Raw genomic sequence first — 26358 nt, 5'->3', positions numbered from 1 at the left:
CTAATTCCGGACATTCTTTGTACTAAATGCTTGACAGTCTCTGTGGAAACCATTTTACAATGTGTGTCAACAAGGGTAGTGCTGACTTGGTTAAGGACCCCGACTCTTATTGAGGAACTCTATGTTGAAGAAGATTGCAGCCGGCGCCGTTCTGGCGGGCGCACTGGCATTCTCCGCCGCGGCTCCGGCCGTGCTGTCCGCTGCTTCACTTACCGATGTCTCACACGTTGCCGCGGTCGGCAACTGGCCGGATCCCATGCGCACGGCCCAGGCGGTCGGCAACTGGCCCGATCCCATGACCCACTCGCTCAACGTCGGCAACTGGCCCGACCCGATGTAACAGATTCGATGTGACAGATCCGGCGCAGCGCCTGCCGGCCCGCGTCACAAAGATCCACCACGGCTATCCAGCGCAGCCCCGGGGACTGTTTCCCGGGGCTGTGCCGCGTCCGGCGCAAATCCCCGTCGGAAGGATTTTCCTATTTTCGCGGGGGACCAAAAGTGCGGGCAAAGAAAAAGAGGGCCCTCCGCGTGGAGGGCCCTCTTTTATCTGTGGTCGGGATGACAGGATTTGAACCTGCGACCTCGTCGTCCCGAACGACGCGCGCTACCAAGCTGCGCCACATCCCGATCCGTTGCTTCAAAAGCAACTTCACAAGAGTATCCGATCATGGCCCCGGATGTGAAATCGGGCGTGAAATAGGGTGGAACACCGGTGCGTGGGGATGGGTTCGAGGACGTGAAGACGGCGTACGACGCCGGGACCGGACGCCGGACGCCGTCGTGCGAACCGCGGGGGAGCGGGTCAGACCAGGGAGTCTTTCCAGGCGCCGTGGAGCCGGGCGAAGGCGCCGCCGTCGCCGATCAGCTGCCCGGGCGTGCCGTCCTCGACGACGCGCCCGTCGTGCACCACCAGGACCCGGTCCGCGGTCTCCACGGTGGAGAGCCGGTGGGCGATGATGAGCGCGGTCCGTCCGGCGCCGTGCGCGCCGTCCGGGCCGGCTTCCCGCGGGCTGGTCTCCCGCGTGCCCTGCAGCAAGCCGGCGAGGCCCTGCTGGACCATGCGCTCCGACGGGATGTCCAGCGACGAGGTTGCCTCGTCCAGGATCAGGACGGCCGGGCGGGCCAGGAAGGCCCGGGCGAAGCTGATCAGCTGGCGCTGTCCGGCGGAGACGCGGCCGCCTCGCTTGTTGACTTCCGTGTCGTAGCCGTCCGGAAGTTCCGTGATGAAGGCGTGTGCCCCCACGGCCCGGGCGGCGTCCTCGATCTCCTCGCGGGACGCCTCGGGCCGGCCCAGGGCGATGTTGTCCGCGACGGAGCCGCTGAACAGGAAGGCCTCCTGGGTGACCATGACGACGTTGCGGCGCAGGTCTTCGGTGGTGAGCTGGCGCAGGTCCACGCCGTCGAGCGTGAGGGATCCGCCAGAGACGTCGTAGAAGCGGGCGATCAGCTTCGCCAGGGTGGACTTGCCGGCGCCGGTCTGCCCGACGAGCGCGACCGTCTGGCCGGCGGGGATGTGCAGGTCCAGCCTCGGGATGATCACCGGGCCGTCGCCGTAGCGGAATTCGACGCCGTTGAAGTCGATACTGCCGCGCGCGCAGGGCAGGGCCACGGGCGTCTGCGGCGGCCGGACGGTGGGGATTTCCTCAAGCAGGCCCGAGACCTTTTCCAGGGCCGCCTGGGCGCTTTGGAAGGAGTTGTAGAACATGGCCATCTGGTCCACCGGCTGGAAGAAGCGCTTGGTGGACAGGATCAGGGCCAGGAGCACGCCCACCGCGAGCTCGCCGCTGAGGACCCGGAACCCGCCCGTGAGTAGTACGACGGCGACGCAGACGTTGCCGATCAGCACCAGTCCGGGCTGGAAGATACCGTTGAGGTTGATGGAGCGGACGGTTGCGCGCCGGTAGTCCTCGGAGAGTTCGGCGTAGCGCGCGGCATTCTCGCGTTCCTTGCGGAATGCCTTCACCGCGCGGATGCCGGTCATGGTCTCCACGAAGTGCACGATCAGCCGGGCCGAGACCACCCGGGATTCGCGGAAGGCGATCTGGGAATGCTTCTGGTACCAGCGGGCCAGGAAGTACATGGGCACGCCCGCGGCCAGCACCAGCACACCGCTGCGCCAGTCCAGGGCGAACACCGTGATGGCCGTAAAGGCCATGAACAGCACTCCCGAGGCCAGCGAGCTCACGCCGGAGTCCAGCAGTTCGCGCAGGGCCTCCAGATCCGAGGTCTGCCGGGCGATGATCCGGCCGGAGGTGTACTTCTCGTGGAATTCCAGGCTCAGCCGCTGCGTGTGGCGGAAGACCCGGACGCGAAGATCCAGCAGCATCGCCTGGCTGAGCCTGGCTGTCGACGTGACGTAGAGGGCGGTCAGTCCCGCCGTAGCGGCGGCAGCGGCCAGGTACGCGACGCCGGCAAACGCGAGGGGCAGGCTGTTGCCGGCCCGCAGGGCCGGGAGCGCGTGGTCGATTCCGAAGGCTATCAGCGCCGGCCCGGCCACGCGGGCTGCCTGGGACAGGACGACGGCGCCGATTGTCAGCCAGAAACGCGCCCGGACGGGGCGGATCAGGGAACCCAGCAGGGCCAGGGAGCGCCGCCGGACGGCCTTGCTCTCGGTCCTGGTGAGGTGCGCGTTGTCCTCGTTGGCGGTGCCGAATGTTGCGCTGCTCATCGGGAAATCTCCTCGGACCGGTCGTCGAAGGCGGACAGTTCTGAATCCAGGTCCCGCGGTTCCGTGTCCAGGCTGGCGATCACGTAGCGGTAGTGGCTGTTGGTGGCGAGCAGCTCCGTGTGGGTTCCGACGGCGGTGATCCGGCCGTCCTCGAGCAGAGCCACGCGGTCGGCCAGCGCCACCGTGGAGGGCCGGTGGGCCACGATCAGCGTGGTGGTGTCCGCGAGGACTTCGCGGAGCCTGGCCTCAACGAGGACCTCGGTGTTCACATCGAGTGCCGAGAGCGGGTCGTCCAGGACCAGCACGGCCGGTTTCGCTGCGATGGCCCTGGCCAGGGCGATGCGCTGGCGCTGGCCGCCGGAGAGGCTCAGGCCTTCCTCGCCGATCAGGGTGTCCACCCCGTCCGGCAGCGAATAGGCGAAGTGGGCCTGGGCGACGTCGAGGGCTTCCTCCAGGGCCGCGTCGCGGCTGTCCGCCGGGCCGGCGTCGGGCGCTCCGAGCAGGACGTTGTCGCGGACGGAACTGGAGAACAACGTGGTGTCTTCGAACGCCACGGCAACGACGGTGCGCAGATCCTCCACGCTGAACTCGCGCAGATCCACGCCGTCGATCGTGATGGCGCCGCCGGTGACCTCGTAGAGGCGGGGGACCAGTTGGAGCAGGGCGCTCTTGCCGCTGCCTGTGATGCCGACCAAGGCCATGGTCTCCCCGGGCCGGATGTCCAGGCTGATGTTCTTGAGGATCGGCTTGTCCGGGGCGTCCTCGAACGCGAATGAGGCATCGTGGAAGCTTAGGGCACCCTTCAGCTCAGCTGGCCGGCGCGGCTTGTCCGGGCTGGTGATCGTGTTCCGCGCGTCCATGACCTCGAAGTGCCGGTCCACCGCCGACTTCGCGGTGAGGGCCATGGCCAGCAGCATGCCGCAGAACTCGACCGGCGCGGCCACGACGGCGGCGGTGGCGAAGAAGGCCACGAGGGACCCGATGGAGAGCTGGTCCGTGGAGGCGAGCATGATGCCGACGACCAGCCCGGCGCCGAGGGCGAGCTCGGGCAGCAGCGTCACGACCAGGCTGAAGGTCGCCAGGTGTTTGGCCTTGGCAATCTCGGTCTGCCGGAGCTCCTGGGCCTGCTCGTTGAAGTTCTCCAGCGCCTCTTGGCTGCGGCCGAAGGCCTTCAGGACTCGGATGCCGTGCACGGATTCTTCGACCGTCGTGGCGAGGTCCCCGGCCTGGTCCTGGCTGCGGCGGGCCACCTTGCTGAACCGGGTGCGGAAACGGAATCCGTAGATCATGATCGGCACGGCGGCGGCAAGGAAGATCAGGGCCAGCTGCCAGCTCATTGAGAACATCACCGCGACGCCGATCACCACGGTGAGCGTGGTGACAACCAGCATGATGGCCCCGAAGGCCATCCAGCGGCGCAGGAAATTCAGGTCCGTCATGGCGCGGGAGAGCAGCTGCCCGGAGCCCCAGCGGTCGTGGAAGGACACCGTGAGGTCCTGCAGATGCCCGTACAGGGAGACCCGCATCCGGGTCTCCACGGTGGTGGCAGGGTTGATGACGAACTGGCGGCGCAGGGCTACGAGACCGGCCTCGGCGATGCCCAGGACCAGGATCACGAGCGAGGCGGTCCACACGGCTTCCGCGCTGCCGCCGGGCTTGAGGGATTCGTTGACCAGCACGCGCAGCACCTGGGGGATGGCCAGGGCCATCAGGCTCGCCAGCAGCGCCGAGAGCAGACCCATGACCAGCCGGGGCAGTATCGGCCTGACGTGCGGGTAGAGACGGCTGATGGAGGTGAAGAATGAAGTCTGCTTGGCCATGCCTGCTTCTTAAGACGCCCGTGCGTAGAGAGCACCGTTGAATGTAGTTTCCTGTAGCAACTACCCTAGGCCATCATGTGACCGCATTCACCCGGCACTGGGCGGGCCCGTGGTCTCGGACAGTCATTACGATCCGCAATGAAGTCAGGGTACCGCTCCCCGGACCCCACGGGACATGTCCAGTCCTGGCCCGGGCCCCACGGGACATGTCCAGTCCTGGCCCGGGCCCCACGGGACATGTCCAGTCCTGGCTCCCTGGAGTGGAGATGATGCCACCATGCTCATTGCTCGCGATCAGGGGAGGGCATGTCCCACGGGAAGGAGAGCCGCCGGAGGGCATGTCCCACGGGAAGGAGAGCCACCGGAGGGCATGTCCCGCGGACGGCAGCGCCGGGGGAGGGCATGTCCATCCGTCGGGCCCGCAGGAGGTCAGGTTCAGGCGCGGGAGGTCAGCGTGAGCAGGACGGCTTCGGGGCGGCAGGCGATGCGGACCGGGGCGAACCGGGAGGTGCCGATGCCGCCGGAGACGTTGACCGGCGTCGCCCTGCCGTTGCTTTCCCACGTGTGAAGGCCGCGGGCCCGCCAGGTGGGAAGGTCACAGTTGGTGACCAGCGCCCCGTAGCCCGGGATGCAGATCTGCCCGCCGTGGGTGTGGCCGGCCAGGATGAGGTCGGCGCCGTCGTCGGTGAAGTGGTCGAGGACGCGCTGGTAGGGCGCGTGGGCGACGGCGACGCGCACGTGCGGATCGGAGTCCCGGCCCTTGGTACCGCGGGGCCAGCCGGCGTAACGTTCGAGGCGCAGGTGGGGATCGTCGACGCCGGAGAAGTCGAAGCGCATGCCCTGGAGCACCAGGGACTGGCAGCGGTTGGTCAGGTCCAACCAGCCGGACATGCCAAACTCGGACCGCAGCAGCGGCCAGTCGAGCTTCTGTGGGTCTTTGCTCTGGCCGGAGGGCCCGAATAGATATGAGGCGGGGTTCTTGAGGCGCGGGCCGAAGTAGTCGTTCGAGCCGGGAACGAACACGCCGGGGAATTCCAGGAGGGGACGCAGGGCCTCCACGAGGGGGGCCACGCCCTTGGGATGGCTGAGGTTGTCGCCGGTGTTCACCACGAGGTCCGGCCTCAGCTCGGCCAGGGAGGACAGCCACTGGGCCTTCCGGTGCTGGCCCGGCACGAAGTGGATGTCGGAGAGGTGCAGCACCCGGAACGGGCCGAAGCCGGCCGGCAGGATGGGGAGAGTTTCCTCCCGGAGCACGAACTGGTTCTTCTCCCAGATTCCGTAACCGGTGGCGGCCGCCCCTGCTGCGGTGCCGACCGCGGCGGTCACGGCAAAGCCGCGTCCGATGCTTCGAACGCGGCTTGCCAGATCATTCCCCCGGCTCATCGGCTACTTCTTACTGGACTTCGTCGGGGCCGGAGCCGGAGCCAGCGTCGGGGCCGTTGTCGGGTCGGCGGCGGGGGCCGTGGCCGGATCCGTGCTCTGGGTTGTCGGGATGGTCGCCCGCGGCGGCGCGACCGGGGCCGGCGCGTTCAGCAGGTTCGACGGCGGTGCCGGGAAAGGATTGGTGCCGTAGGCCGGCGCCACCTGGGCCATGTAGTTCGAGAACTGCGGCCCGGCGATCATGTAGCCGTCGATGCCCCTGTAGAACTTGCCGTTGATGGTGACGTTCTGGCCGGCCCGCTGCTGGTTGCCCAGGGGATCGCCAAACCACGTGGCCGTCGCCAGGCCGCTGGTGTAACCGGCCACCCAAGTGGAGCTGTTGGAGTCGTTGGTTCCCGTCTTGGCCGCGATCGGGAAGGTGGTCTTGGTCGAAATCCGGGGCACAATCAGCGCACCAGAACCGCGGTTGAGCACCTCCTGCATGGCATACGCGACGCCGTGGGCCACATCCGGATTGATCGCGTCCCGGCAGTTGGGCGTCTGGGCCGGCAGTTGGGCGCCGGTGGCGTCCGTCACCGAATCGATGGCGATCGGTTCGCAGTACTTGCCGTCGTTGGCGAACGTGGCGAACGCGCTGGCCATGGTCAGCGGCGCCGTCTGGGTGGAGCCGATGAGGTTGCCGAGGGTGGTCATCGGCACCTGCGGATTGGGGTTGTCCGTGCTCGGCAGGCCGCCGTGGATGCCGACGGCGTCGACGATCTTCTGGATCCCGCAGAGATCCACCTGGGCCGCCGTAGCGAAGGTGATCGTGTTGATGGAGTTGGCAAGCCCGTCGAGGACGGACATGTACTTGTAGTAGCCCTCTTCCGCGTTCTGCAGGTCATGGGTGCCGTTGGTCGCGTCATACCAGCCGACGGTCGGGGCGGGGCAGGTGTTCTTCCAGGGGAAATTCTGCGGATATCGGCGCACGGCGCCATTGAGCAGCGTGCTCATGGACTTGCCCTCATTGAGCCATTCCGCGAACGTGAAGGGCTTCATGGTGGAGCCGGGCTGGAAGCCGCCCAGACCGTTGAGGTCGTTGCCCTTGGCGTCCTGGCTGTCCACGTTGAAGTTCTGGGTCTGGTCGAATTTGCCGTCGGCCGGGAACCAGACGGTGTTCTGGGCCATGGAAATAATCTTGCCGGAGCCCGGCTGCACGGACACCAGCGAGGCGCCCCACTTGTCCGGGTTGGCGCCGGCCGAAGCATCAACCTGGGACTGGGCCACAGCCTGGGCGTGCGGGTCCAGCGTGGTCTTGATGGTCAGGCCGCCGCGGAAGATCTTCCGCTCGCGCTCGGCGGCGTCGGCCCCGTAGGCCGGGTTGTTCAGGAGCAGGTGCAACACGTAGTCGCAGAAGTACGGTGCGGTCTGTGAATAGGCGCAGCCCTGGCGGGGTTGGGTGACTTTGGTTTCCACCGGCGTCGCGACGGCGGCGTCATAGTCGGCCTGCTTGATTTTGCCCTGGGTCAGCATCGCCTTGAGCACGAGGTCGCGCCTGACCTTGGCGTTGTCCGGGTTCGCGATGGGGTCGTAGAAGGAGGGGCTGTTCACGACGCCGGCGAGCAGTGCCGCCTGCGGCAGGGTCAGGTCCTTGGCGGTGGTGCTGAAGAAGAACTTGGATGCGGCTTCGATTCCGTAGGCGTCCCGGTTGAAGAAGACGATGTTCAGGTAGCCCTCAAGGATCTGCTCCTTGGTGAACTTCTTCTCCAAGGCGATGGCCAGCTTCATTTCCCGGAGCTTGTCCCCGACGCCCTTGTTGACGCCGTTGAGGAGGACCTCGTCACCCTTGCCTTCGGCCTCCAGCGAGGAGTTGATGACGTTGTTCACGTACTGCTGCGTAATCGTGGACGCGCCCTGCTTCTGGCCGCGGGCGGTGCTGACGAGGGCGCGCAGGATGCCGGTGGTGTCCACGCCGCCGTGCTCATAGAACCGGTTGTCCTCGATGGCGATGATCGCGTCCTTGATGTACGGGGACATCTGGTCCAGCGAGACGCGGGTGCGGTTCTCCGCGTAGAGATTGGCGATCACGCTGCCGTCGGAGGCCAGAATCGTCGTCGACTGGCTCGGCGGATCGACCTTCAGCTCTGCCGGAAGGGTGTCAAAGAACTGGATCGAACCGCTCGCCGCGCTGCCCGAAACGGCCGCCGCGGGGACCAGGAGCCCCGCCACCAGGACGCCACAAATGGCGCTCACGCCCAGGAAAAGAAGGATCTTTCCGAGGGTGGTGGCCGTGTCGAATAAAGGGTTCTTACCAGTCGCCATGTTTTCCACTTTACCGGCAACGACTAGGCTTTATGTCATGACCAAATGGGAGTACGCCACGATTCCGCTCATCATCCATGCCACAAAGCAGATCCTGGACCAGTGGGGCGAGGACGGCTGGGAGCTCGTCCAAGTTGTTCCGGGCCCTGACGGAAACGGCCTTGTTGCCTACCTGAAGCGGGAGAAGCAGTAGCCATGAGCACCCCCTCTGAAGCCACCCCGGCCACGCCGGCAAACCCGGAAAACGTCGCCGAAGGCACCGCTGCCTCGACGGCCGCCGCAGCAGGCCAGACCGGCGGCACGGGCGCGTCGTCCGCCGTCGAACAGCGCCTCGCGGAGCTGGGCCTGACCCTGCCCGACGTCGCTGCCCCCGTGGCGGCCTACGTTCCGGCCGTCATTTCCGGCAATCATGTCTACACCTCCGGGCAGCTGCCGTTCATCAACGGCAAACTCGAAGCCACCGGCAAGGTGTCCACGGGCTCGGAAGGCGCCTCCGACGAGTCCACGGTGTCCCCGGAAGCCGCGAAGGCATACGCCGCCGTCTGCGCCGTCAACGCCCTGGCGGCGGTCAAGAGTGTGATCGGGGACCTCGACCGCATTACGCGGATCGTCAAGGTGGTCGGATTTGTTTCCTCCGATCCTTCGTTCACCGGCCAGCCCGGTGTCATCAACGGCGCCTCCGAGCTGCTGGGCCAGGTCCTCGGCGATGCCGGCCAGCACGCCCGTTCCGCCGTCGGGGTATCCGTCCTGCCGCTCGACTCTCCTGTTGAAGTCGAACTGATCGCCGAATTCGCTTAGAAGGCCGGTTAGTTCTTTGCCTCAGTTAGCACGTCGCCTGTTCGTTCTGCCCCCCGATCTTGAAGGAGCAGCACGCAGCTGGCTTGAACACGGTGAACGCACGCCCCGCGCCCCGCGCTTCGCCTCCTCGGTGATCCTCCTGCGGGACTCGCCCACGGGTCTGGAGACCTGGCTCGGGTACCGGACGGGGTCCTCCCCGCTCGGTGTCCTGGCCTTCCCCGGCGGATCGCTCGAAACGTCCGACGACGACGCCGTCGGCTGGCTTGGTCCCTCGCCCCAGCACTGGGCCGAGCAGATGGGGACCTCCGACGTCGGCTTAGCGCGCCGCCATGTGGTTGGCGCCATCCGTGAGCTGTTCGAGGAGACCGGCATCCTGCTGGCCGGCCCGGACCTGTCCACCACGGTGGAGTCGACCTCCAGCGCGGAATGGATGCGCGCCCGGGAAGCCGTGGCGGACCAGGAGAAATCCTTCACCGACGTGCTGGCCAAGCGCGGGCTCTCCCTGCGGACGGATCTACTCAAGCCCCTGGTCAACTGGCTCAGCCCCGACTTCGCGCACCGCCGGTTCAACACCCGCTACTTCGCTGCCACCCTGCCCGTGAACCAGCAGCCCTCCCTGCTCGCCAGCAAGGGCGTCTGGGGCCGCTGGGTCTGCGTCCGCAAGGTTGTCAGCGAACGGGACACCACGGTGCTCGGCGACGAGGTGGGGCAGGAGAACACCGTGGGCCGCACCCTGGGTGAACTCCTGGTTCCTGGCTCGGAGATCATGCTCGAGAAGATGGCCAAGGCCAACGGCTGCATCGCCTACCTCAGCTACAAGCGCAAGGCTCACGTCTACCAGCCCAAGCTCGTCGAGGAAGAAGGCCGGCTCATGCTCGAAGTCGAGGCCGCCAAGACCGTTGCCGGCGAACCCCAGCGGGAGCGTTAAGCCCACACCGCGTGGTCCCGTCTGGCTAGGCTTGGTGACTGCCTGAGGGGTGTGGCGGCCTTTCGGGGCTGGCCCGTTGGGGGACATGCCCTCCGTTGGCGCTGGCCGTTGGACATGGTGGCAGTATGTCCATTCCTGGCTTCCGAAGCTGGGCATGTCCCGGCCATGGGTCTGTGAAGAATGGGCATGTCCCTCGGACAAGTGAGTACCAACGACAGAAGGCCGGTCCCGTTCATTCCGGGCCCGGCCTTCGTGGTTTCTGCTCAGGTTTCCTAGCGGGAACGCTGGCGCAGTCGCTGCATGTCGAGGATGACGACCGCGCGGGCTTCCAGGCGAAGCCAGCCGCGCTGGACGAATTCAGCTAGGGCCTTGTTGACCGTTTCGCGGGAGGCGCCGACCAGCTGGGCGAGCTCTTCCTGCGTCAGTTCGTGGGCGACCAGGACGCCGTCGGTAGCGGGGCGGCCGAAGCGGTCGGCCAGATCCAAGAGCGCCTTGGCCACGCGGCCCGGAACGTCGGAGAAGACGAGGTCGGAGAGGGAATCGTTGGTACGGCGCAGGCGGCGTGCCAAGGCCTGCAGCAGCTGGGCCGAAACCTCGGGACGGGTGCGCAGCAGCGCATTGAGGCTTTCGTTCTTGAGACCGGCCAGGCGGGTCTCGGAAACTGCCGTAGCCGTCGCCGTTCGCGGGCTGGGGTCAAAGAGCGCCATTTCGCCGAAGAGTTCGCCCGGGCCGAGGATGGCAAGCAGCGATTCGCGGCCGTCCGGCGACGTGCGGCCGAGCTTCACCTTGCCGGAGACGATGAAGTAGAGCTGGTCACCCTGATCGCCTTCCCGGAATACCGAGGCACCGCGTGAAAGGTCCACCTCGGTGAGTTCGTCCGTCAGCAGACGGAACGCCTCGTCGTCGAGCGTGGCGAAAAGGGGTGCGCGGCGCAATACCTCGATATCCATGAAATCTCCTGACTAGCTGTGTCGGCTGGGGCGCTTCAGCCATTCTTTCAGAATTTTGGCGCGTCTGTGACGTAGTTGGCACTGAAACGCCCGAAGGGCTCGAAAGCGGGGTCCCGGAAGTCCCCGCCGATCCCGGAAGACCCGGCAGGCCGGCGGCCGATCGGCAAACGTTCAGCTTACACCGCTAGAATCGTGGCTGAACTGTCTGTGAGGAGCCCCGGTGTTTGGCTTGACCATTTTGGACCTGGTGTTGGTTGTGGCGCTTTTGTCCTACCTGATCCACGGCCTTCGCAACGGCTTCCTTGTGACGCTCGGAGGCATCGCGGGATTCGCTGCGGGCGCGGTCGCCGCATTCGTGTCCGTTCCCATCGTCAGCGGGCTCGTGGAAGACAGCGGCTGGCGGCTGACCGCCATCGTGGCCACGGCCATCCTGCTGATGATCGTGGGGAACGGGCTAGGCACCATGATCGGCCGGCGAATCCGCAGCGTCATGCCGTTCAGCCCCCTGCGTGCGGCGGACCGTCTCGTGGGCGGAGGCGTGAACGTCGTCGTGTCCGCCCTGGTGATGTCGATGCTGGCATTCAGCATCGGGGCCCTGGGCGTGCCCTTCGTGTCCCAGCAGATCGCCGAATCCAAAGTCATCGGCTTCATCGACGGCGTGACGCCCACCCCGGTCAAGGCGTCAATGGCCCAGTTGCGCTCCGCAGTGATCGGCGAGGGCATCCCCACCCTGCTGGACGGCATCGGCCAGGGCCAGCCGGTCGCCGTCCCGGACACGAGCACGGATACCCCGGCACTGAACAAAGCAGCCGCGTCGGTCCTCAAGATCGCCGGAACCGCCTACCAGTGCGGCCAGAACCAGACCGGCACCGGCTTTGTCGTCGCCCCCGGACGCGTGGTGACCAACGCCCACGTGGTCGCAGGCGTCGATCAGCCGGTGGTGGAAACGCCCGGCGGCGGCGCCCTGCCCGGGCGCGTTGTGTACTTTGACACCCAGCACGACCTCGCCGTCGTGGCGGTGGACGGCCTGCAGTCGGCACCCCTTCCCCTGGCCTCTGACCTGCCGTCCGGCAGCGCCGCGGCCTTCGCCGGCTATCCACACGGCGGTCCGTTCCAGTCCAAGCCGGCCACGGTCCAGGACATCACCACCGTGCTGGTCCCCGACATCTACGGCAACAATGCCGCGCCCGAGAACGTGTACCGGCTCGCTGCCGACGTGCAGCCGGGTAACTCCGGAGGCCCGCTCCTGACCACGGACGGGCAGGTGGCAGGGGTGGTCTTTGCCAAGGCCACCGCCGAGTCCTCGCTCGGATTCGCTATCACCATGACCGACCTCGGCCCGGTCGCGGCCCAGGCACCGGGTCTGGGCGGCGCCGTCTCGTCCGGACACTGCGTCAAGAAATAGCCGGACATTTACGCCGCGAGCTGTTCCTTGCGGTTGCCGGCCACGAGCACTCGCGGGCGATCACGATCCCCCGGGAGTAACCGTTCGACGTGGAACTCCTGCCCCGGCCGGACGAAGGCTTCCACCCGTGGACGTCGTCAGGGCTGCGCACATCCACAGGATTGAGGTCGAAGCAGGCCCGCCACAGTGGACATGCTCAGTCTTTGGCCGCGTGCAGTCCGGCGAGGTATTCCACCGCGAACCGGTAGCCCAGGATCCCGGCGCCGGCAATCACGGCCTTGCTGATGTCCGACAGATAGGAATGGTGCCGGAACTGTTCGCGGGCGTGCACATTCGTGATGTGCACCTCGACCGTGGGCAGCGCGACGGCGGAAATGGCGTCCCGGATGGCGACGGACGTGTGCGTGTAGGCGCCGGCGTTGAGCACGATTCCCACCGCCTTCCCGCGTGCGGCGTGGATGGCGTCCACGAGGGCCCCTTCATGGTTGGACTGGAAGCATTCGACGTCCAGCCCGTGCGCCGCACCGGCATCTTTGGCGAGCTGTTCGACGTCGGCCAGGGTCGCCGTCCCGTACTTCTCGGGCTCGCGTGTGCCGAGCAGGTTCAAATTGGGTCCGTTGAGAACAAGGATGGTGCCGCGGCCGGCAGCGCTGGCGGGGGAGGCTTCAGTCATGTCAGCAAATCTATCGCGCCCCGGCCCGTGTGCGCTGTTCGTTACTGCCACACCCTTCGTTAATGCGGACTTTGCGCGCCGCGCCAAAATCCGCGGACAGCATTAACGACTGCGGCGCCTCCCACCGGGTGGGAGGCGCCGCCGTCGTCATGCGCCGGTGTCGAAACACTCCGGCGCCCCGGCTGTTTCTGCCGGCTACTTCTTCAGCGAATGCGCGATCTGGGCCATGACGGTGTTGTCGGCGAGGGTGGTGGCGTCGCCGACCTCGCGGCCTTCCGCGACATCTTTGAGGAGCCGGCGCATGATCTTGCCGGAGCGGGTCTTGGGCAATTCCGGCACTACGAGGATGGTCTTGGGCTTGGCGATCGGTCCGATCTCCTTGCCGACGTGGTTCCGGAGTTCCTGAACGATCGCGTCGCCGGTGTCCACGGCGTCCCCGCGCAGGATCACGAAGGCCACGACGGCCTGGCCGGTGGTCTCGTCCGCGGCGCCCACGACGGCGGCTTCGGCCACGGCCGGGTGGGACACGAGGGCGGATTCGATCTCCGCGGTGGACAGGCGGTGGCCGGAGACGTTCATGACGTCATCGACGCGGCCCAGGAGCCAGATGTCGCCGTCCTCGTCCTTCTTGGCACCGTCGCCGGCGAAGTACATGGTTTCGAAACGGGACCAGTACGTTTCCTTGAACCGTTCCGGGTCGCCCCAGATGCCGCGGAGCATGGCCGGCCAGGGTTCGCGGATGACGAGGTAGCCGCCGGAGCCGTTGGGCACGGATTCGCCGAGTTCGTCCACGACGTCCACGGCGATGCCGGGGAGCGGGACCTGGGCCGAGCCGGGCTTGGTGGCCGTGACGCCGGGCAGCGGGGCGATCATCTGTGCCCCGGTTTCGGTCTGCCACCAGGTGTCCACGATCGGTGCGGGGATCGCCGTCCGGCCGCTGTCGGCGCCGATGACCTCGCGGTACCACATCCAGGCCTCGGGGTTGATGGGTTCGCCCACCGAGCCCAGGACCCGGATCGAGGAGAGGTCGGACTTGGCCGGGATCTCCTTGCCCCACTTCATGAAGGTCCGGATGGCGGTGGGGGCGGTGTAGAGGATGGAGACCTTGTATTTCTCCACGATCTCCCACCAGCGGCCCTGGTGCGGGGAGTCCGGGGTTCCTTCGTACATGACCTGGGTGGCGCCGTTGATGAGCGGGGCGTAGGCGACGTAGGAGTGTCCGGTGATCCAGCCGACGTCGGCGGTGCACCAGTAGACATCGGTCTCCGGGTGGAGGTCGAAGACGGCCTTGTGCGTGTAGGCGCCCTGGGTGAGGTAGCCGCCGGTGGTGTGCAGGATGCCCTTGGGCTTGCCCGTGGTGCCGGAGGTGTAGAGGATGAAGAGCGGGTGTTCGGAGTCGTGCCCGACGGCGGTGTGCTCGGCGGACGCGGCGCCGACGGTGTCGGCCCACCAGTGGTCCCGGCCCTCGTGCCAGTCCACGTCCTGGCCGTTGCGTTTGACCACGACGACGTTCTGGACGGTGTGGCCGTCGTGGGCCAGGGCCTCATCGACCGCCGGCTTCAGGGCGCTGGGCTTGCCGCGGCGGTAGGTGCCGTCGGCCGTGACCACGAGCTTGGCCTCGGCGTCGTCGATCCGGGACCGCAGGGCCTCGGCGGAGAAGCCGCCGAAGACCACGGAGTGGATCGCGCCGATCCGGGCGCAGGCCAGCAGGGTGATGACGGCCTCGGGAATCATCGGCAGGTAGACGGCCACACGGTCGCCCTTGGCCACGCCCAGTGACTCGAAGGCGTTCGCGGCCTTCTTCACTTCCTCGGTCAGCTGCGCGTAGGTGTAGGTGCGGGTGTCGCCGGGCTCGCCCTCGAAGTAGATGGCCACCCGGTCCCCGTTGCCGGCCTCGACGTGCCGGTCCAGGGCGTTATAGGCCGCATTGACCTCGCCGCCGACGAACCACTTCGCGAACGGCGGGTTCGACCAGTCCAGCGCCTGGGTGAAGTCTTTGGACCAGCTCAGCAGCTCGCGGGCCTGCTTCGCCCAGAAGGCGGGACGGTCGGCGTCGGCCTCGGCGTAGTCAGCGGCGGTAACCACGGCATTCGCCGCGAACTCGGCCGACGGCGCGAAACGGCGGTTCTCCTGGGACAGATTTTCGAAGGCATCGCCCTGGGGCGCCTGCGTGGCAGTGGTGCCGGGTGTCTGCTGGGACATGGTGAACCTCATCATTCATCGATCCGTGCTGAGCGGACGTTCGTGCCGCCTCCGCGCCGGGCCGCATGCGCGACGTCGGGCGGCGGCAGATCACGGCAGTGCCGCAAGAGCTGTTCTGCAATAAACACTAATACGCGGGTCCGACCAAACGTGCGCCCCGTCACAAAGAGCGCCGTGAGCGGTGTTTGTTAAGCGCCGAGTGGTCTCTTCGGCGATCGGACGTGCCCGTTCCCGCCTCCCCGGCGCAGGCGCCGGGGAGGCGGGAATACAGAGAATTCTGCTGTGTCCGCCCTCGGCTTGTCAGCTAGTGATCGGCCATGCACTTGGCTAGGCTGAGATGAAGTTGTGACATCCGATGGAGGCGGCGGGACCCGTTAGCGGTCCTGTCCTTGCCTGCCGTTAGACGGCGCTGTCCAGGGCGCCGCCATGCTAAGGAGATACGGAATGAACGAGCAAGACAACGGGCAACTCCGGGCGCCCGCCCAGAACCAGGGCGGCGCGGCGCAGCCGGGGCCAGCCGGGTTCGGGGACGCGCCGCGCTTCACGGTGGACAAGAAGACCGCGAAGAAGAACGAATCCATTCTGGGCCCCTTCACCATCCGGGATCTGACCGTGTTCGGCTCCACGTTGCTTCTCTTCATCGCCTCCCTCATTCCGATGTTTGCCTTCTCCTACAATCTGTGGAACCTGGGCAGCCTCTTCTTCCTGGGCCTGGGCATCGTGCTGCCGCTCATTGTCACCGTCTTGTTCGTGGCGCGCCGGCTCAGCCCGGGGACGAAAATCCGGGTCGGATCGCTGTCGATTGATCAGTTCGCGTCCGTCGTGGCGTCCTTTACGCTCGCTTTCTTCTTTCTCGCCGCGGCCGGGGCCTTCGTGCCGAGCATGCTGATAGCCCTCCTGGGAGCCGCGGGTCTCTTCGCGGCCACGGTCCTGGCCCGCTGGATCCCGTTCTTTGCCGGCGACTTCCTGGGCCGCGAGGAAGCGCCTGCCCACGTGGTGGCCCGTGAAGCCGTTGCGCCGGTGCAAAAGCCCCGTGCACCCAAGACGCCGAAGGCACCCAAACCGGCCAAGGCCGCCACAGGAACCGGCGAATCCAAGGCGGCCGCCTTCGGGGCGGCCGCAGGCCGGGACAATCGACCGGCCACCGCCGGCCAGACCGCCGTGCCGGCACCACCTTCACCGGTTGTACCGTCGCCCGGGGTAGCTTCGGCGGGTGCAGCGTCCGTTGCAGCGACGAGCGCTGTGGCTTCCAGCGCGCCGGCAACCCAGATTTCCGGCGTCGTGCCACCCGCTGGCGCGGGTGGCACGGCTGGTGCTGCGCCGTCCGCTGCTTCCGCCCCGTCAGGGTCTGCTCCGTCTACGTCGGCTCCGTCAACGCCGTCGACGTCGGCTCCGTCCCCTGGGCCGGCTCCCTCCGCTGAGCCGGCGTCTGCCGCGGAACAAACTCAGGCCGCCGGCGTCGCGGCCGGTGCCGCGGCCGGTGCTGCTGCATCGACTCCTTCCGTTGCCCCGGCCGCTTCCACCGGCACCGCCGCGGAACAGACCCAGGCCGCCAGCGTTCCGGCTGCCTCCGGCGGCAGCGCCCCCACCACGGTCCACCCTCAGGTCCGGCCACAGGAACAGGTCCGGCCGCAGGAACCCATCGGAGCCACCGTCGATCCAGCCAGCCGCGCCGCCGAGGACGAAGTCCACCCCGTGCACGAGGCCTTCTGGTTCGCCGTCGCACAGCCCCGTACCGCCGTCGACGAGCGCACCGGGGCCCCGGCGTTCGTCATCGAGCCCGGCGGCTGGGTCCTGGCCCTTGAAGACCGCGGCAACGAATTCCTGGTCCAGCACACGGACGGGCGCCTCGGCGTGCTGCGGGACCTCAGCAACATCGAACGCGGTTAGCCGTCCGTGACCACGGAATGCGGCAGAAGGGAATCCGGTACCAAGGAATCCGGCGGCAAGGCCCCCCGCAGCACCAAGCCCGGTGCGCCGCGGGCGTCGGAGTCCCTTCTGGCGCTCAAGCGCCGGGCTCGCCGGATCAACCGGGCCCTCGCGGAACAGTACCCCTATGCCCACGCGGAACTGGATTTTCGCAGCCCGTTTGAGCTCGTGGTGGCCACGGTGCTGTCCGCCCAGACCACGGATGTGCTGGTCAACCAGATCACGCCCCTTTTGTTCGCGCGCTACCCTGACGCGCGCCGGATGGCGGAGGCGGAGCCGGCCGAGCTCGAGGCCATCATCAAGCCCACCGGCTTCTTTCGCGCCAAGGCCAGGAACCTCCTGGCGCTGTGCAGCCGGCTCGTGGATGAGTACGACGGCGAGGTGCCCGGCCGGCTGGAGGACCTGGTGACGCTGCCCGGCGTCGGGCGGAAAACCGCGAACGTGGTGCTGGGCAATGCCTTCGGCATTCCGGGCATCACCGTGGACACCCACTTCGGCCGCCTGGCCCGGCGCTTTGGCTGGACAGACTCCGATGATCCGGTCCGGATCGAGTCCGATGTCGCCGAACTGTTCGAGCCGAAGGACTGGACCATGCTCTCGCACCGCGTCGTCTTCCACGGCCGCCGCGTCTGTCACGCCCGCAAGCCGGCGTGCGGCGCCTGCGCGGTAGCGAACTGGTGCCCCAGCTACGGCGCCGGCGAGACCGACCCGGAGAAGGCCAGGAAGCTGTTGAAGTACGAGCTCGCCCCGGGGCAGGAGGCATTGCTGGCCCGGCTTCTGGCCGAGACGCACCGCGCTGCCGAAATCCGGATGGAATCGCAGAGGAAGCAGCCGTGACCGCGCGCCAGGACCTCGTCGACCTCGTTGCCGCCGTCGTGGCGGGCACGGCGCCCGCGCCGGATCCACGCTGGCGGGAACTCGCCGTCGAGCCCGGCGAACGGGTCCGCAAGGCCGCCGTGCTGATGCTCTTCGGGGCGCTCGACAACGTCCCGGCGGTGTCCGAGAAGCTGCTGGCTCCGGCCGATCTGGACGTTCTGCTGCTGCAGCGGGCGCAGACCCTGGATGACCATCCCGGACAAGTGGCCTTTCCGGGCGGGGGCATCGACCCGGGCGAGTCGGTGGTCGCCGCGGCCCTTCGAGAGGCCGAAGAGGAGACGGGGCTGAACCCAGCGGGTGTGGACGTCCTCGGGGCGATGCCCGAGCTGGCCCTGCCGCGGGGGAATTTCCTCGTCACCCCGGTCCTGGCCTGGTGGGCCGCCCAGTCGCCCGTCCGGGTGGTGGATTACGGCGAATCCGCGCAGGTGTTCCGGGTTCCGGTCCGGGATCTGCTGGATCCGGACAACCGGGTGATGGCCACGGTCAGCCGGGCGGGCCAGACGTTTCAGAGCCCCGCGTTCACCGTCAACGGCGTGGTGGTGTGGGGGTTTACCGGGATGATTCTGAACCAGCTGTTCGAACAGCTGGGCTGGGCGGTTCCCTGGGACCGTGCGCGGCTCTACGGGATCGATGTGTGAGCCACTCCCGGCGATGCGTGCGGCCGATTCTGCGCCGGCCTGTTCTAGGCCGGCCTGTTCTACGCCGGCCTGCCGGCTGATCCGCTAGCTGGCCCCCACGCCGCTGCCCACCAGGGCAGCGGGTGCCACTGCCGCCGGCCGGCTGGCGGCTCGCCGCTGAGTGCCGGAACGATCCACAATCAGACCGGTCGCGGCGTTCTCACGCACAGCGGTAATGCCCGCCGCCGCGCTCTTAATGGAGCTGAACAGCGGCGATACGGCGACGACCGTTCCATCCGGTGCCGTCAGCCGAAAAAAATACGCCTTGTCTCCAGCTTGTGCAATCTCAAACATGCCAGCCAAATCTGTGCCTCCCCAATTCCTTGCGTCATTGCAATAGCCAGCGGAAAGAACGGGAATCCGCCGGCCTTTTCGAGCCTAGCCGGGTGATGGAGCCCACACAACGCTACCGACGGGTACGTTACGGATGGTGTCCGAGGTCACTCATTTTGCTTTGTCGTACGAGTCCACGACCGCCACGCTGACCGGAAATTCCACCGGAATCCGGCCGAACAAGAGCTCTTTGGCGGCAGCCGCTGAGTCCTCGATCGCCCGCATGCAGTCCTCGACGGCGCCATCGGGGCAGTGCACCATCACTTCATCGTGCAGGAAGAAGACCAGTTCAGCCGCGGCGGTGCCGTCCGACCGCAGGTCGCGCAGCCGCCGTCGCAGTTCCGCCAGCCAGCAGGCCGCCCAGTCGGCGGCCGAGCCCTGCACCACGAAGTTCCGGGTGAAACGTCCGCGCGAGCGGGCGATCGAGTCCGCCCGGCGCTGTTCTTCCGCGGTAGTCGAGTGCTGGCTGCGCAGCCAGCGATCCGACGGCGGAGGGCTGCTGCGGCCCAGGCGGGAGGTGACGGTTCTCCCGGCTTCGCCGTCGCGGGCAGCTTGCTCGACGAAGCCCACGGCGCGGGGATAGGTGCGGGCAAGTTGGGGCATCAGGCGCCCGGACTCGCCCGTGGTTGCGCCGTAGATGGCCCCGAGGAGGGCTACCTTGGCTTTTGCCCGGTCGCCGCCGAAGCCTTGTGCCGCGATGCCGGCGTAGAGGTCCTTGTCCCGGGCGGCCTCGGCCATTTTGGAATCCTGCGCGAGCGCGACGAGGACCCGCGGTTCCAGCTGCGAGGCGTCGGCAACGATCAGCTTGTGGCCGGGATCGGCGTGGACGGCGCCGCGAATCTGGCGCGGAATTTGCAGCGCCCCTCCGCCGCGCGACGCCCACCTCCCCGACACCACACCGCCCACCACGTACTCGGGCTGGAACCTGCCGTTCTTGACCCACGCGTCAAGCCACACCCAGCCGTTGGCCGCGTGGAGACGGGCCAGCTTCTTGTAGGCCAGCAGCGGCTCGATCGCGGGGTGGCTGGATTCCTTCAGCTCCCATTGGCGGGTGGTCTTCACCTCGATGCCGTTCCGGTGCAGGGCGCGCATGAGCTCCTGCGGTGAGTCCGGGTTCAGCGCGGGTGAGCGCAGCAGCTGCCTGAGTTCGGCGGTGAGCGCTTCGAGTTTGGCAGGGCGCTGGCCCGGAGCCGGGCGGGGTCCGAGGCAGTCCGCGAGGATCTGCTCGTGCAGTTCCTCACGCCAGGGCACGCCGGTGTGTTGCATTTCGGCGGCGATCATGGCGCCCGCGGATTCGGCCGCGAGCAGCAGCTGGAGCCGTTGGCGCCGGTTGGCGTCTGGGGCGTCGGCCGAGCCGCCGGTCGTGCCGGGGGCCGTTGCCGGCACGGCTCCCGCCTGGCGGAGCGCGTCCTGTTGGGCGGCATACTCGGCGCGGAGTTCCTCAAGGGACTGGCCGGGGCGCTGGTCCCGGGCCGGGGCATCGAAGAGTGCGCCCTGCTCCGGCGGCGGGGGAGGGGGCTGCAGGGCCCGCGGCGGCTGGTGCAGCTCGTCGTCCTGCGTGAGTTTCTCCGCCGCCCGGGCATAGCCGGTGTGGGCGGTGAACTCCGAGTGGGCCAGAATCGAACCGCACAAAGTCAGGTCGTAGCAGCGCTCGAGCTCCACGCCGGCCCGCAGCAGCGACGGATACCAGTCCTGCGTGCGGTGCCAGATCCAGCGCGGGCGCCGCTTTTCAAGCCCGCGGACGACGCCGGCGAGGTCACCGGCGCTCACCACCCGTGGCTGTGGATTGGACGGTGCGGGGAGGCCATCGGCCGTGAGTTCCTGGAGAGCCGTGCCGTCGGCGTGGGCGGCAAGCAGGAGGTACATAGGGTCAATTCTGCCCTGCTCCGGAGCGTGCTCGGTGCGCACTGCCTGGCGGGGCTGCAGAGGCCGGGCCCGGTTTGTCCACATAGCCGACGACGGCGGTTACGCTGCGCTTCCCGGACAGGCACAGTGGCAGCATGAACAGGCACCAGCCACCCGGCCCGGACTCGCCGCCCCCGCAGGACGGGGGGCCGTGGATTCCCGGGGAGTCCGCGGAGACTCTGCTCGTCACCGGCGCCGATGTTCTGCGCGGCGAGGTGGAGCGCATCGTCGCCGCTGCCGGGGGCCACCTGCGGACAGTCCGGGACGTGGCCGATGCCGCGCCCTTCTGGGACGCCGCGGGCGCCGTACTGGTTGGCAGCGACATCAGGGAGTTGCCACTTCGAAGGAGGGCGCCGGCGGTGCTCGTCGGAGTCAAGGATGACGGCGACGGACTGTGGCAACTGGCCGCCGCCATCGGGGCCGAACGCGTCGCCGTGCTGCCGGATGCCGCCGCCTGGCTGGCCGAATACCTGAGCCGGTCCCGCGCGCCGGAAGCCGGCGGACTCGTTGTAGGCGTGACGGGCGGCTGCGGCGGTGCAGGGGCCACGACCGCCGCCATCTGGGTCGCGCAGGCCGCCGCCGGGCTCGGGGCGCGCGTGGTGCTGATCGATGGCGACCCCTGGGGCGGCGGACTGGAACTGGCGTTGGCCGCCGAGGACGCTCCCGGGCTCCGCTGGCCGGACCTGGCCGGGGCGAGCGGCAGTATCGATCCCGCCCAGCTCGACGATGCGCTCCCGAAGGTCGGGGGATTCTCCTTCCTGTCGTGGCCGGGCACCCGGGACGGTGCAGCCGGCGTGGACGCGACCTCGGTGGCCGTGGTTCTCGACGCCGCCCGGCGGGGCAGCGAGCTGGTCGTGCTGGACATCGGCCGGGGACGGGAGGCTTTGCGATCCTTCGCCTGGGAATGCGACCGGATCGTGGTCGTGGCGCCGGCCCGGCTGCGGGCGGCCGTCGCCACGGCCCGGTTGGCGCAGGAGCTTCCACCGGTAGATACGACGCTAGTGGTCCGGGCCAGTCCGGGCGCTGCCTTGGATGCGCCACTGATTGCGGAGTCCGTGGGGCTTCCCCTCCACGGGGTCATGCCGGAAATCAAGGGTCTGGCGGCGGCCACGGAACTCGGCCGACTCCTCGAAGCCGGCCGTCAGCGCTCTGTCCGCCGTCTCACCGCAGGGCTCCTTGACCTGGACCGGGGTGACGTCTGATGAGCGCCCATTCGGCCGCGGACCCCGCCGAACCGGAACGGCTTACCCGGCGAGCGTCGGGCCGCCGCCGCTCGCAGGGATTTCTGGACCCGGCGTTGCTGGAATCCGTGCGCGAGTCAGTCATGACCGATTCCGCCCCGGTAACCCCCTCCCGGGTCGCAGCGGCCCTCCAGGCGAGCGGACGGCTGCTTGGCACGGCCGGCGCCCTTGCAGCTGTGGAAAGTATCAGCGCGGAGCTGAGCGGCTTGGGTCCCCTGCATCCGCTGACCCGGGATCCTGCTGTGACGGACATCTTCGTGAACGGACCGGACTCGGTCTGGCTGGACCGCGGCAACGGCCTGGAAAAGGCGCCCGTCCTTTTTTCCGGGGAACCGCAGGTCCGGGCGCTCGCGGCGAGGCTGGTGGCAGCCGGCGGCCGCCGCCTGGACGACGGTTCGCCGTGCGTCGATGTCAGGCTCGACGGCGGCTACCGGGTGCATGCGGTGTTGCCGCCGATTTCCCCGGCCGGGACCCTCTTGAGCGTGCGAATCCGCCGGACTTCGGTCTTTACGATGGCCGAGCTGGGTCGCAAGGGCATGTTCGGGAGCGGGGCATGCGGCGGGCTGGTCCAGTCCGTACTCGAACGCATGGTGGGGTGCAGACTGAGCTTCCTCATTAGCGGCGCCACCGGCTCGGGGAAAACCACGCTGCTGGCGACGCTGCTGGGGTTGTGCGGCCCCGGAGAACGTCTCGTCCTCATTGAGGACGCCGCGGAACTTAATCCGGTGCACCCGCACGTCGTCACGCTGGAATCCCGGCACGGAAACCTGGAAGGCGGGGGTGCCGTGGACCTGGGCGAACTAGTTCGTCAGGCCCTGAGGATGCGGCCGGACCGGCTGGTGGTGGGTGAATGCCGCGGTGCGGAGGTCCGGGAGTTGCTGTCGGCCATGAATACCGGTCATACGGGAGGCGGCGGGACGATTCACGCGAACGCTGCGGCGGCCGTGCCTGCCCGGCTGGCGGCGCTCGGCGCGCTCGCCGGCATGGGCCAGGATGCCGTGCGCTTGCAGGTGGCGAGTGCCATCGACGCCGTCGTGCATGTCGAGCGGAGCGGGACCGGGCGCCAGGTCGCGAGCATCGGAATCATGGAAGCACAGGAATCCGGGCTGGCTGTCACCGCTGCACTGGAAGTACTGAGGGACCGGGCCCGGTTCGGCCCGGCCTGGCCGCGGCTGGCGGACCGGCTCGGCCTGGATCCAGCAGTAGCCGATGGAACCAACACCGGGGCCCGCCCGGCGCCCGAAACACGCCCGCCGGGTTCAGGAGCCGAACACCCGCAGTCATGGACCCCGCGATGACGGCGCTCCTGATCATCGTCCTGATCTTGGCCCTGTGGCTGGCCTTTCCCTCCCCGCGTGTGGCAGGCCGCCGCACCCGCAATGCCCTGCACGGCGCCGGCCCGCGGAGTTTCCTGCCCCGCGGGCAGCCATCCAGCACTCGGAGCCCGGGTCGGTCAACAGGTCTGCGCAGTCGTGGCCGGAGGGCCTTCCCAGGTCTCCACCGCGTGTTGGTTGGAGGCTCCGCGGGGGTGGGGGCCGTGCCTATGACAGTTGTGGTTCAGCAGCTGGCCGCGCTGCTGAAGGGCGGACGCACCCCCGCCCGGCTGTGGGATGAACTGTGGGTGCTGTACGGCGCGGAGGCTGCGGAGCAAGGGGCCGCGGTCAACAGAACTGTCGACGCTTCGGTGCGTGCTTCGGTCCGCGGCGCGGGCCGCGACGGTGCCCAAGTCACGTCTGGGCCGGTGCTTGACCCGGAGTCGCTCAGAGTCCTCGCGGCCGCACGTGCGGCCGCCCTGGGCGGGTCCTCCGTGGCCGTGGCGATCCGCCGCACGGTATCCGGCGGGCCGGCCGGCGGGGGCAGCGGCGCTGGAGCTGCCTTTGGCGGCGCCGTGAGCGTCCGTGCCGGGCGCGACGCCCGGGTGTGGGGCGAGCTCGCCGCATGCTTCGACACCGCGGAGGCCAGCGGTTGCCCGCTGGCAGACGTCCTGGCGCGCTTTGCCGCGCACCTTGAGGCGGAGGACGACGCCGAAGGTGCCCGGCAGACGGCTTTAGCGGGGCCCCGGGCAACCATCCGCTTGCTGACCTGGCTGCCGGTATCGGGTTTGGGGCTCGGCTTGCTGCTGGGAGTGGACCCGATGGCTACGCTCCTCGGAAATCCGTGGGGCCTCTTGGCGTTGGCCGCAGGGGTGGTCCTGACCGCCGCCGGCCGGGTGTGGTCTTCGAAGCTCGTGCGGGCCGCGGCGGGAGCGCACTCGTGACTCCACCGCCGCCGTGAGTCCCGGACTCGCCGGAGTTGTGGTGGCCGCCGGCCTTGCCGGTGCAGCCATTATGGTCCGCGGAGACTCCGGCCGCGTCCGCCGAAGACTCCACCGCCAAATCCTGGCCCCGGCGGACGGGTCCGGACTGCGTCGGGGGACCCCGGCCGGCCGCCAGCCCGGCTATCCGGGTCTGCGGGACACCGCCATGATGCTGGAACTCATCGGCGCCATGCTGGATGCGGGAGCCGGACTGGGCCGGTCCCTGGAACTCATCGCCGCCCTGGTGCCGCAGGAACTCGGGCGGCAGCTTCGGCCGGTGGTGTCAGCCCTTGCCATTGGCGCGGACTGGGACACGGCATGGCACAGTTCAGGTGGCCAGGCGTGCGAACTTCTTGCCCTGCGCGACACCCTCACGTTCGCCGCCCTCACGGGCGCCCCGTCCTCGGCCCTCCTCTATGCCCAAGCGGCCCGGCTTCGCCGCGAACGGAACCGGGCTGCCGAGCAGCGTGCCGCGGCGCTAGGCGTGAAGCTGGTCGTGCCTCTGGGCTTGTGCTCCCTGCCGGCATTTGTCTGCCTCGGCGTCGTGCCCGTGCTCCTGGGGCTGGTCCCGGCCTGATGCCCGCGGGCGGGCGGCGCCCCCGACGCCGCATCGGCGCTGGTCCAAGGTTTATTCAAGTTGCTGGGGGATACCTTGGGGGCAGGCACCGTCGGAGTATGAGCGGTCTCGTGCGTCGGCTACTCACAGCGCTTCTGTGGCGCCTCGAATCCTCAGGGTTTCTGGGATTTCGTATCGAGTGGAAGCCACGCAGGGGGGCAGATCAATGATTCGATTGCAGAGGGCGGGCGTGATTGCAGCGCTGAGCCTATTGGTGATGGCGGGTTCGGCGGTGGGGGCCGGTCCGGCGTCCGCCGCAACGCCGACTTGTCAGCCGGGGGCGCCTCAACCGACCAACCAATACCCGGGCACAACGGTGATTGCGACCAACTTCGAGTCGGGGAGCATCACGGCTTCGGGCTTCAACGCCCCCGTCACGGCCGGGACCGGCACGGCCGACGTCTCCTCGGCTGAACAACACTCGGGCCGCTGCTCAGCCCATGTTCACGTGACCACGGATGCTGGTTCCTTGGCCAATTTTTCCGCACCGCTTCCTGCGGGCACCAATGAGGTCTACGCCGACGGATGGTTCAACGTCACCAAGGAAGGCGTCGCGGGCAACAACGTCCCCATGTTCCGGTTCTTCAACGGAACCACCCGGTTCGTGGACGTCTACCGCTCCAACGGCGGCGCCGGCCCCCTGTGGCTGCGCGTAGCGGCGCCCGACGGCACGCTCGGCTACACCGCGATGAAAGTGAACGTCCCGCTCGGAACGTGGCACCACCTGGTCATGCACGTAATCCCCAACGGCGCCTCCTCCACCATCGAGGTGTGGTTTGACGGCAAGCTCCTCTATTCCAGCAAGCAGGTCGCCACGGCCTTCACCGCGGTCACCCAGATGCAGCTCGGCGCAGAGCACCGACGGCAGGCGGGCGACAGCTACATTGACGACGTCGTGATCAAAGCCGGCAAGGCCGGTGGCCAGCTTCCCGGAACCTTCAACCCCACCGCTCCCACGCGTGTCCTTGATACGAGGAACAGCTCACCGGTCCGGGCGAATTCCGCGGTGTCGTTCCAAGTCGCGGGGGTCAACGGGATCCCGGCGAAGGTTTCGGCGGTGGTGTTCAACCTGACGGTGACCCAGCCCCGGTCCGTCGGGTTCATCACGGCCTACGCCTCGGGCGCCGCCCGTCCGAACGCGTCCAACCTGAACTTCTCTGCCGGCCAGACGGTACCGAACCTGGTCACCGTCCCGGTCGGGGCCGACGGCAAGGTCGCCCTGTTCAACAGTTCCTCCGGGTCCTCCCAGCTGATCGCTGACGTGACGGGCTATTACGTCACCGGAACGCCGGCGACGGGCGGCTCCTTCAAGAGCCTCTCGCCGGCCCGGCTCCTGGACACCCGGAACTCCTCGGCA

At 68.2% G+C, this 26358-nt stretch carries 21 protein-coding genes, 1 tRNA gene and 1 pseudogene; 13 read left to right on the top strand and 10 right to left on the bottom strand.

Annotated features, from left to right (window positions below; all coding sequences use genetic code 11):
* The first annotated feature begins 121 nt into the window (after positions 1 to 121).
* Positions 122 to 340 (top strand): hypothetical protein, encoded by a 219-nt coding sequence (locus tag ABD243_RS13510; protein WP_116766158.1) that lies wholly within the window; start codon positions 122 to 124, stop codon positions 338 to 340.
* 213 nt (positions 341 to 553) lie between these two features.
* On the opposite strand, the gene ABD243_RS13505 is transcribed toward ABD243_RS13510, so the two are convergent.
* The 5 genes from ABD243_RS13505 to ABD243_RS13485 all read right to left on the bottom strand — a co-directional run bounded on the left by ABD243_RS13505 (position 554) and on the right by ABD243_RS13485 (position 8172).
* Positions 554 to 630, bottom strand: a tRNA-Pro gene (locus tag ABD243_RS13505).
* Between the two features lie 175 nt (positions 631 to 805).
* Positions 806 to 2671, bottom strand: a complete 1866-nt coding sequence (locus ABD243_RS13500; RefSeq protein WP_344366650.1) for an ABC transporter ATP-binding protein — start codon at positions 2669 to 2671, stop codon at positions 806 to 808.
* Positions 2668 to 4491 (bottom strand): ABC transporter ATP-binding protein, encoded by a 1824-nt coding sequence (locus ABD243_RS13495; protein ID WP_344366647.1) that lies wholly within the window; start codon positions 4489 to 4491, stop codon positions 2668 to 2670. The genes ABD243_RS13500 and ABD243_RS13495 overlap by 4 nt, the downstream gene beginning before the upstream one ends.
* A 435-nt stretch (positions 4492 to 4926) precedes the next feature.
* A complete protein-coding gene (locus ABD243_RS13490) occupies positions 4927 to 5874 on the bottom strand; it encodes a metallophosphoesterase (RefSeq protein WP_116766155.1) in 948 nt (315 codons plus the stop codon).
* Positions 5875 to 5877: 3 nt separating this feature from the next.
* Complete coding sequence (locus ABD243_RS13485) at positions 5878 to 8172, bottom strand: transglycosylase domain-containing protein (protein WP_116766154.1); 2295 nt, start codon at positions 8170 to 8172, stop codon at positions 5878 to 5880.
* A 37-nt stretch (positions 8173 to 8209) separates the two neighbouring features.
* On the opposite strand from ABD243_RS13485, the gene sp36 reads away from it, so the two are divergent.
* From sp36 to ABD243_RS13470, 3 genes are read left to right on the top strand one after another with little or no spacing between them, the layout of a single operon-like run.
* On the top strand, positions 8210 to 8365 hold the full coding sequence (gene sp36 / locus ABD243_RS13480; protein ID WP_009359196.1) for a Sp36 family protein: 156 nt from the start codon (positions 8210 to 8212) through the stop codon (positions 8363 to 8365).
* 2 nt (positions 8366 to 8367) lie between these two features.
* Positions 8368 to 8970: a RidA family protein gene (locus ABD243_RS13475; RefSeq protein ID WP_344366633.1), complete on the top strand. Its 603-nt coding sequence runs from the start codon at positions 8368 to 8370 to the stop codon at positions 8968 to 8970.
* A gap of 16 nt (positions 8971 to 8986) precedes the next feature.
* A complete protein-coding gene (locus ABD243_RS13470) occupies positions 8987 to 9898 on the top strand; it encodes an NUDIX hydrolase (RefSeq protein ID WP_116766152.1) in 912 nt (303 codons plus the stop codon).
* Between the two features lie 272 nt (positions 9899 to 10170).
* Here ABD243_RS13470 and ABD243_RS13465 read toward each other — a convergent pair whose 3' ends face one another.
* The gene (locus tag ABD243_RS13465) at positions 10171 to 10848 is read right to left on the bottom strand and encodes a Crp/Fnr family transcriptional regulator (RefSeq protein ID WP_011693220.1); all 678 of its coding nucleotides are present in this window, start codon (positions 10846 to 10848) and stop codon (positions 10171 to 10173) included.
* Between the two features lie 220 nt (positions 10849 to 11068).
* Here ABD243_RS13465 and ABD243_RS13460 point away from each other — a divergent pair, with 220 nt between their 5' ends.
* Positions 11069 to 12253 carry a MarP family serine protease gene (locus ABD243_RS13460; protein WP_344366625.1) on the top strand — a complete coding sequence of 395 codons (1185 nt, stop codon included), beginning with the start codon at positions 11069 to 11071 and terminating at the stop codon, positions 12251 to 12253.
* A gap of 196 nt (positions 12254 to 12449) precedes the next feature.
* On the opposite strand, the gene aroQ is transcribed toward ABD243_RS13460, so the two are convergent.
* A complete protein-coding gene (aroQ, locus tag ABD243_RS13455) occupies positions 12450 to 12926 on the bottom strand; it encodes a type II 3-dehydroquinate dehydratase (RefSeq protein WP_091256046.1) in 477 nt (158 codons plus the stop codon).
* 195 nt (positions 12927 to 13121) lie between these two features.
* The gene (acs, locus tag ABD243_RS13450; protein WP_344366622.1) at positions 13122 to 15128 is read right to left on the bottom strand and encodes an acetate--CoA ligase; all 2007 of its coding nucleotides are present in this window, start codon (positions 15126 to 15128) and stop codon (positions 13122 to 13124) included.
* Between the two features lie 444 nt (positions 15129 to 15572).
* Here acs and ABD243_RS13445 point away from each other — a divergent pair, with 444 nt between their 5' ends.
* The 3 genes from ABD243_RS13445 (at position 15573) to ABD243_RS13435 (ending at position 18571) form a co-directional block, all read left to right on the top strand.
* Entirely contained in the window at positions 15573 to 17018 is a 1446-nt protein-coding gene (locus ABD243_RS13445) for a hypothetical protein (protein ID WP_344366619.1), read from the top strand.
* Between the two features lie 108 nt (positions 17019 to 17126).
* A complete protein-coding gene (nth, locus tag ABD243_RS13440) occupies positions 17127 to 17894 on the top strand; it encodes an endonuclease III (RefSeq protein WP_344367148.1) in 768 nt (255 codons plus the stop codon).
* Entirely contained in the window at positions 17891 to 18571 is a 681-nt protein-coding gene (locus ABD243_RS13435; RefSeq protein WP_344366616.1) for an NUDIX hydrolase, read from the top strand. Before nth ends, ABD243_RS13435 begins: the two co-directional genes overlap by 4 nt.
* 84 nt (positions 18572 to 18655) lie before the next feature.
* Here the strand turns inward: ABD243_RS13435 and ABD243_RS13430 are convergent, their stop codons facing one another.
* Both ABD243_RS13430 and ABD243_RS13425 read right to left on the bottom strand, forming a co-directional pair.
* Positions 18656 to 18904: a YegP family protein gene (locus tag ABD243_RS13430; RefSeq protein ID WP_116766147.1), complete on the bottom strand. Its 249-nt coding sequence runs from the start codon at positions 18902 to 18904 to the stop codon at positions 18656 to 18658.
* A gap of 150 nt (positions 18905 to 19054) precedes the next feature.
* Positions 19055 to 20809 (bottom strand): bifunctional 3'-5' exonuclease/DNA polymerase, encoded by a 1755-nt coding sequence (locus ABD243_RS13425; RefSeq protein WP_344366611.1) that lies wholly within the window; start codon positions 20807 to 20809, stop codon positions 19055 to 19057.
* Positions 20810 to 20943: 134 nt separating this feature from the next.
* On the opposite strand from ABD243_RS13425, the gene ssd reads away from it, so the two are divergent.
* The 5 genes and pseudogenes from ssd to ABD243_RS13400 form a co-directional block, all read left to right on the top strand.
* Complete coding sequence (gene ssd / locus ABD243_RS13420; RefSeq protein WP_344366608.1) at positions 20944 to 22050, top strand: septum site-determining protein Ssd; 1107 nt, start codon at positions 20944 to 20946, stop codon at positions 22048 to 22050.
* Entirely contained in the window at positions 22050 to 23387 is a 1338-nt protein-coding gene (locus ABD243_RS13415) for a TadA family conjugal transfer-associated ATPase (RefSeq protein WP_344366605.1), read from the top strand. The genes ssd and ABD243_RS13415 overlap by 1 nt, the downstream gene beginning before the upstream one ends.
* A 245-nt stretch (positions 23388 to 23632) precedes the next feature.
* A complete protein-coding gene (locus ABD243_RS13410; protein ID WP_344366603.1) occupies positions 23633 to 24346 on the top strand; it encodes a type II secretion system F family protein in 714 nt (237 codons plus the stop codon).
* A 13-nt stretch (positions 24347 to 24359) separates the two neighbouring features.
* A complete protein-coding gene (locus ABD243_RS13405; RefSeq protein WP_344366601.1) occupies positions 24360 to 24962 on the top strand; it encodes a type II secretion system F family protein in 603 nt (200 codons plus the stop codon).
* 508 nt (positions 24963 to 25470) lie between these two features.
* Positions 25471 to 26358 (top strand): annotated as a pseudogene (locus ABD243_RS13400) (hypothetical protein); the annotation flags it as partial.

Source organism: Arthrobacter humicola, assembly GCF_039531445.1.
Lineage (GTDB): Bacteria > Actinomycetota > Actinomycetes > Actinomycetales > Micrococcaceae > Arthrobacter > Arthrobacter humicola.
This window is presented reverse-complemented; position numbering and strand designations above follow the sequence as displayed.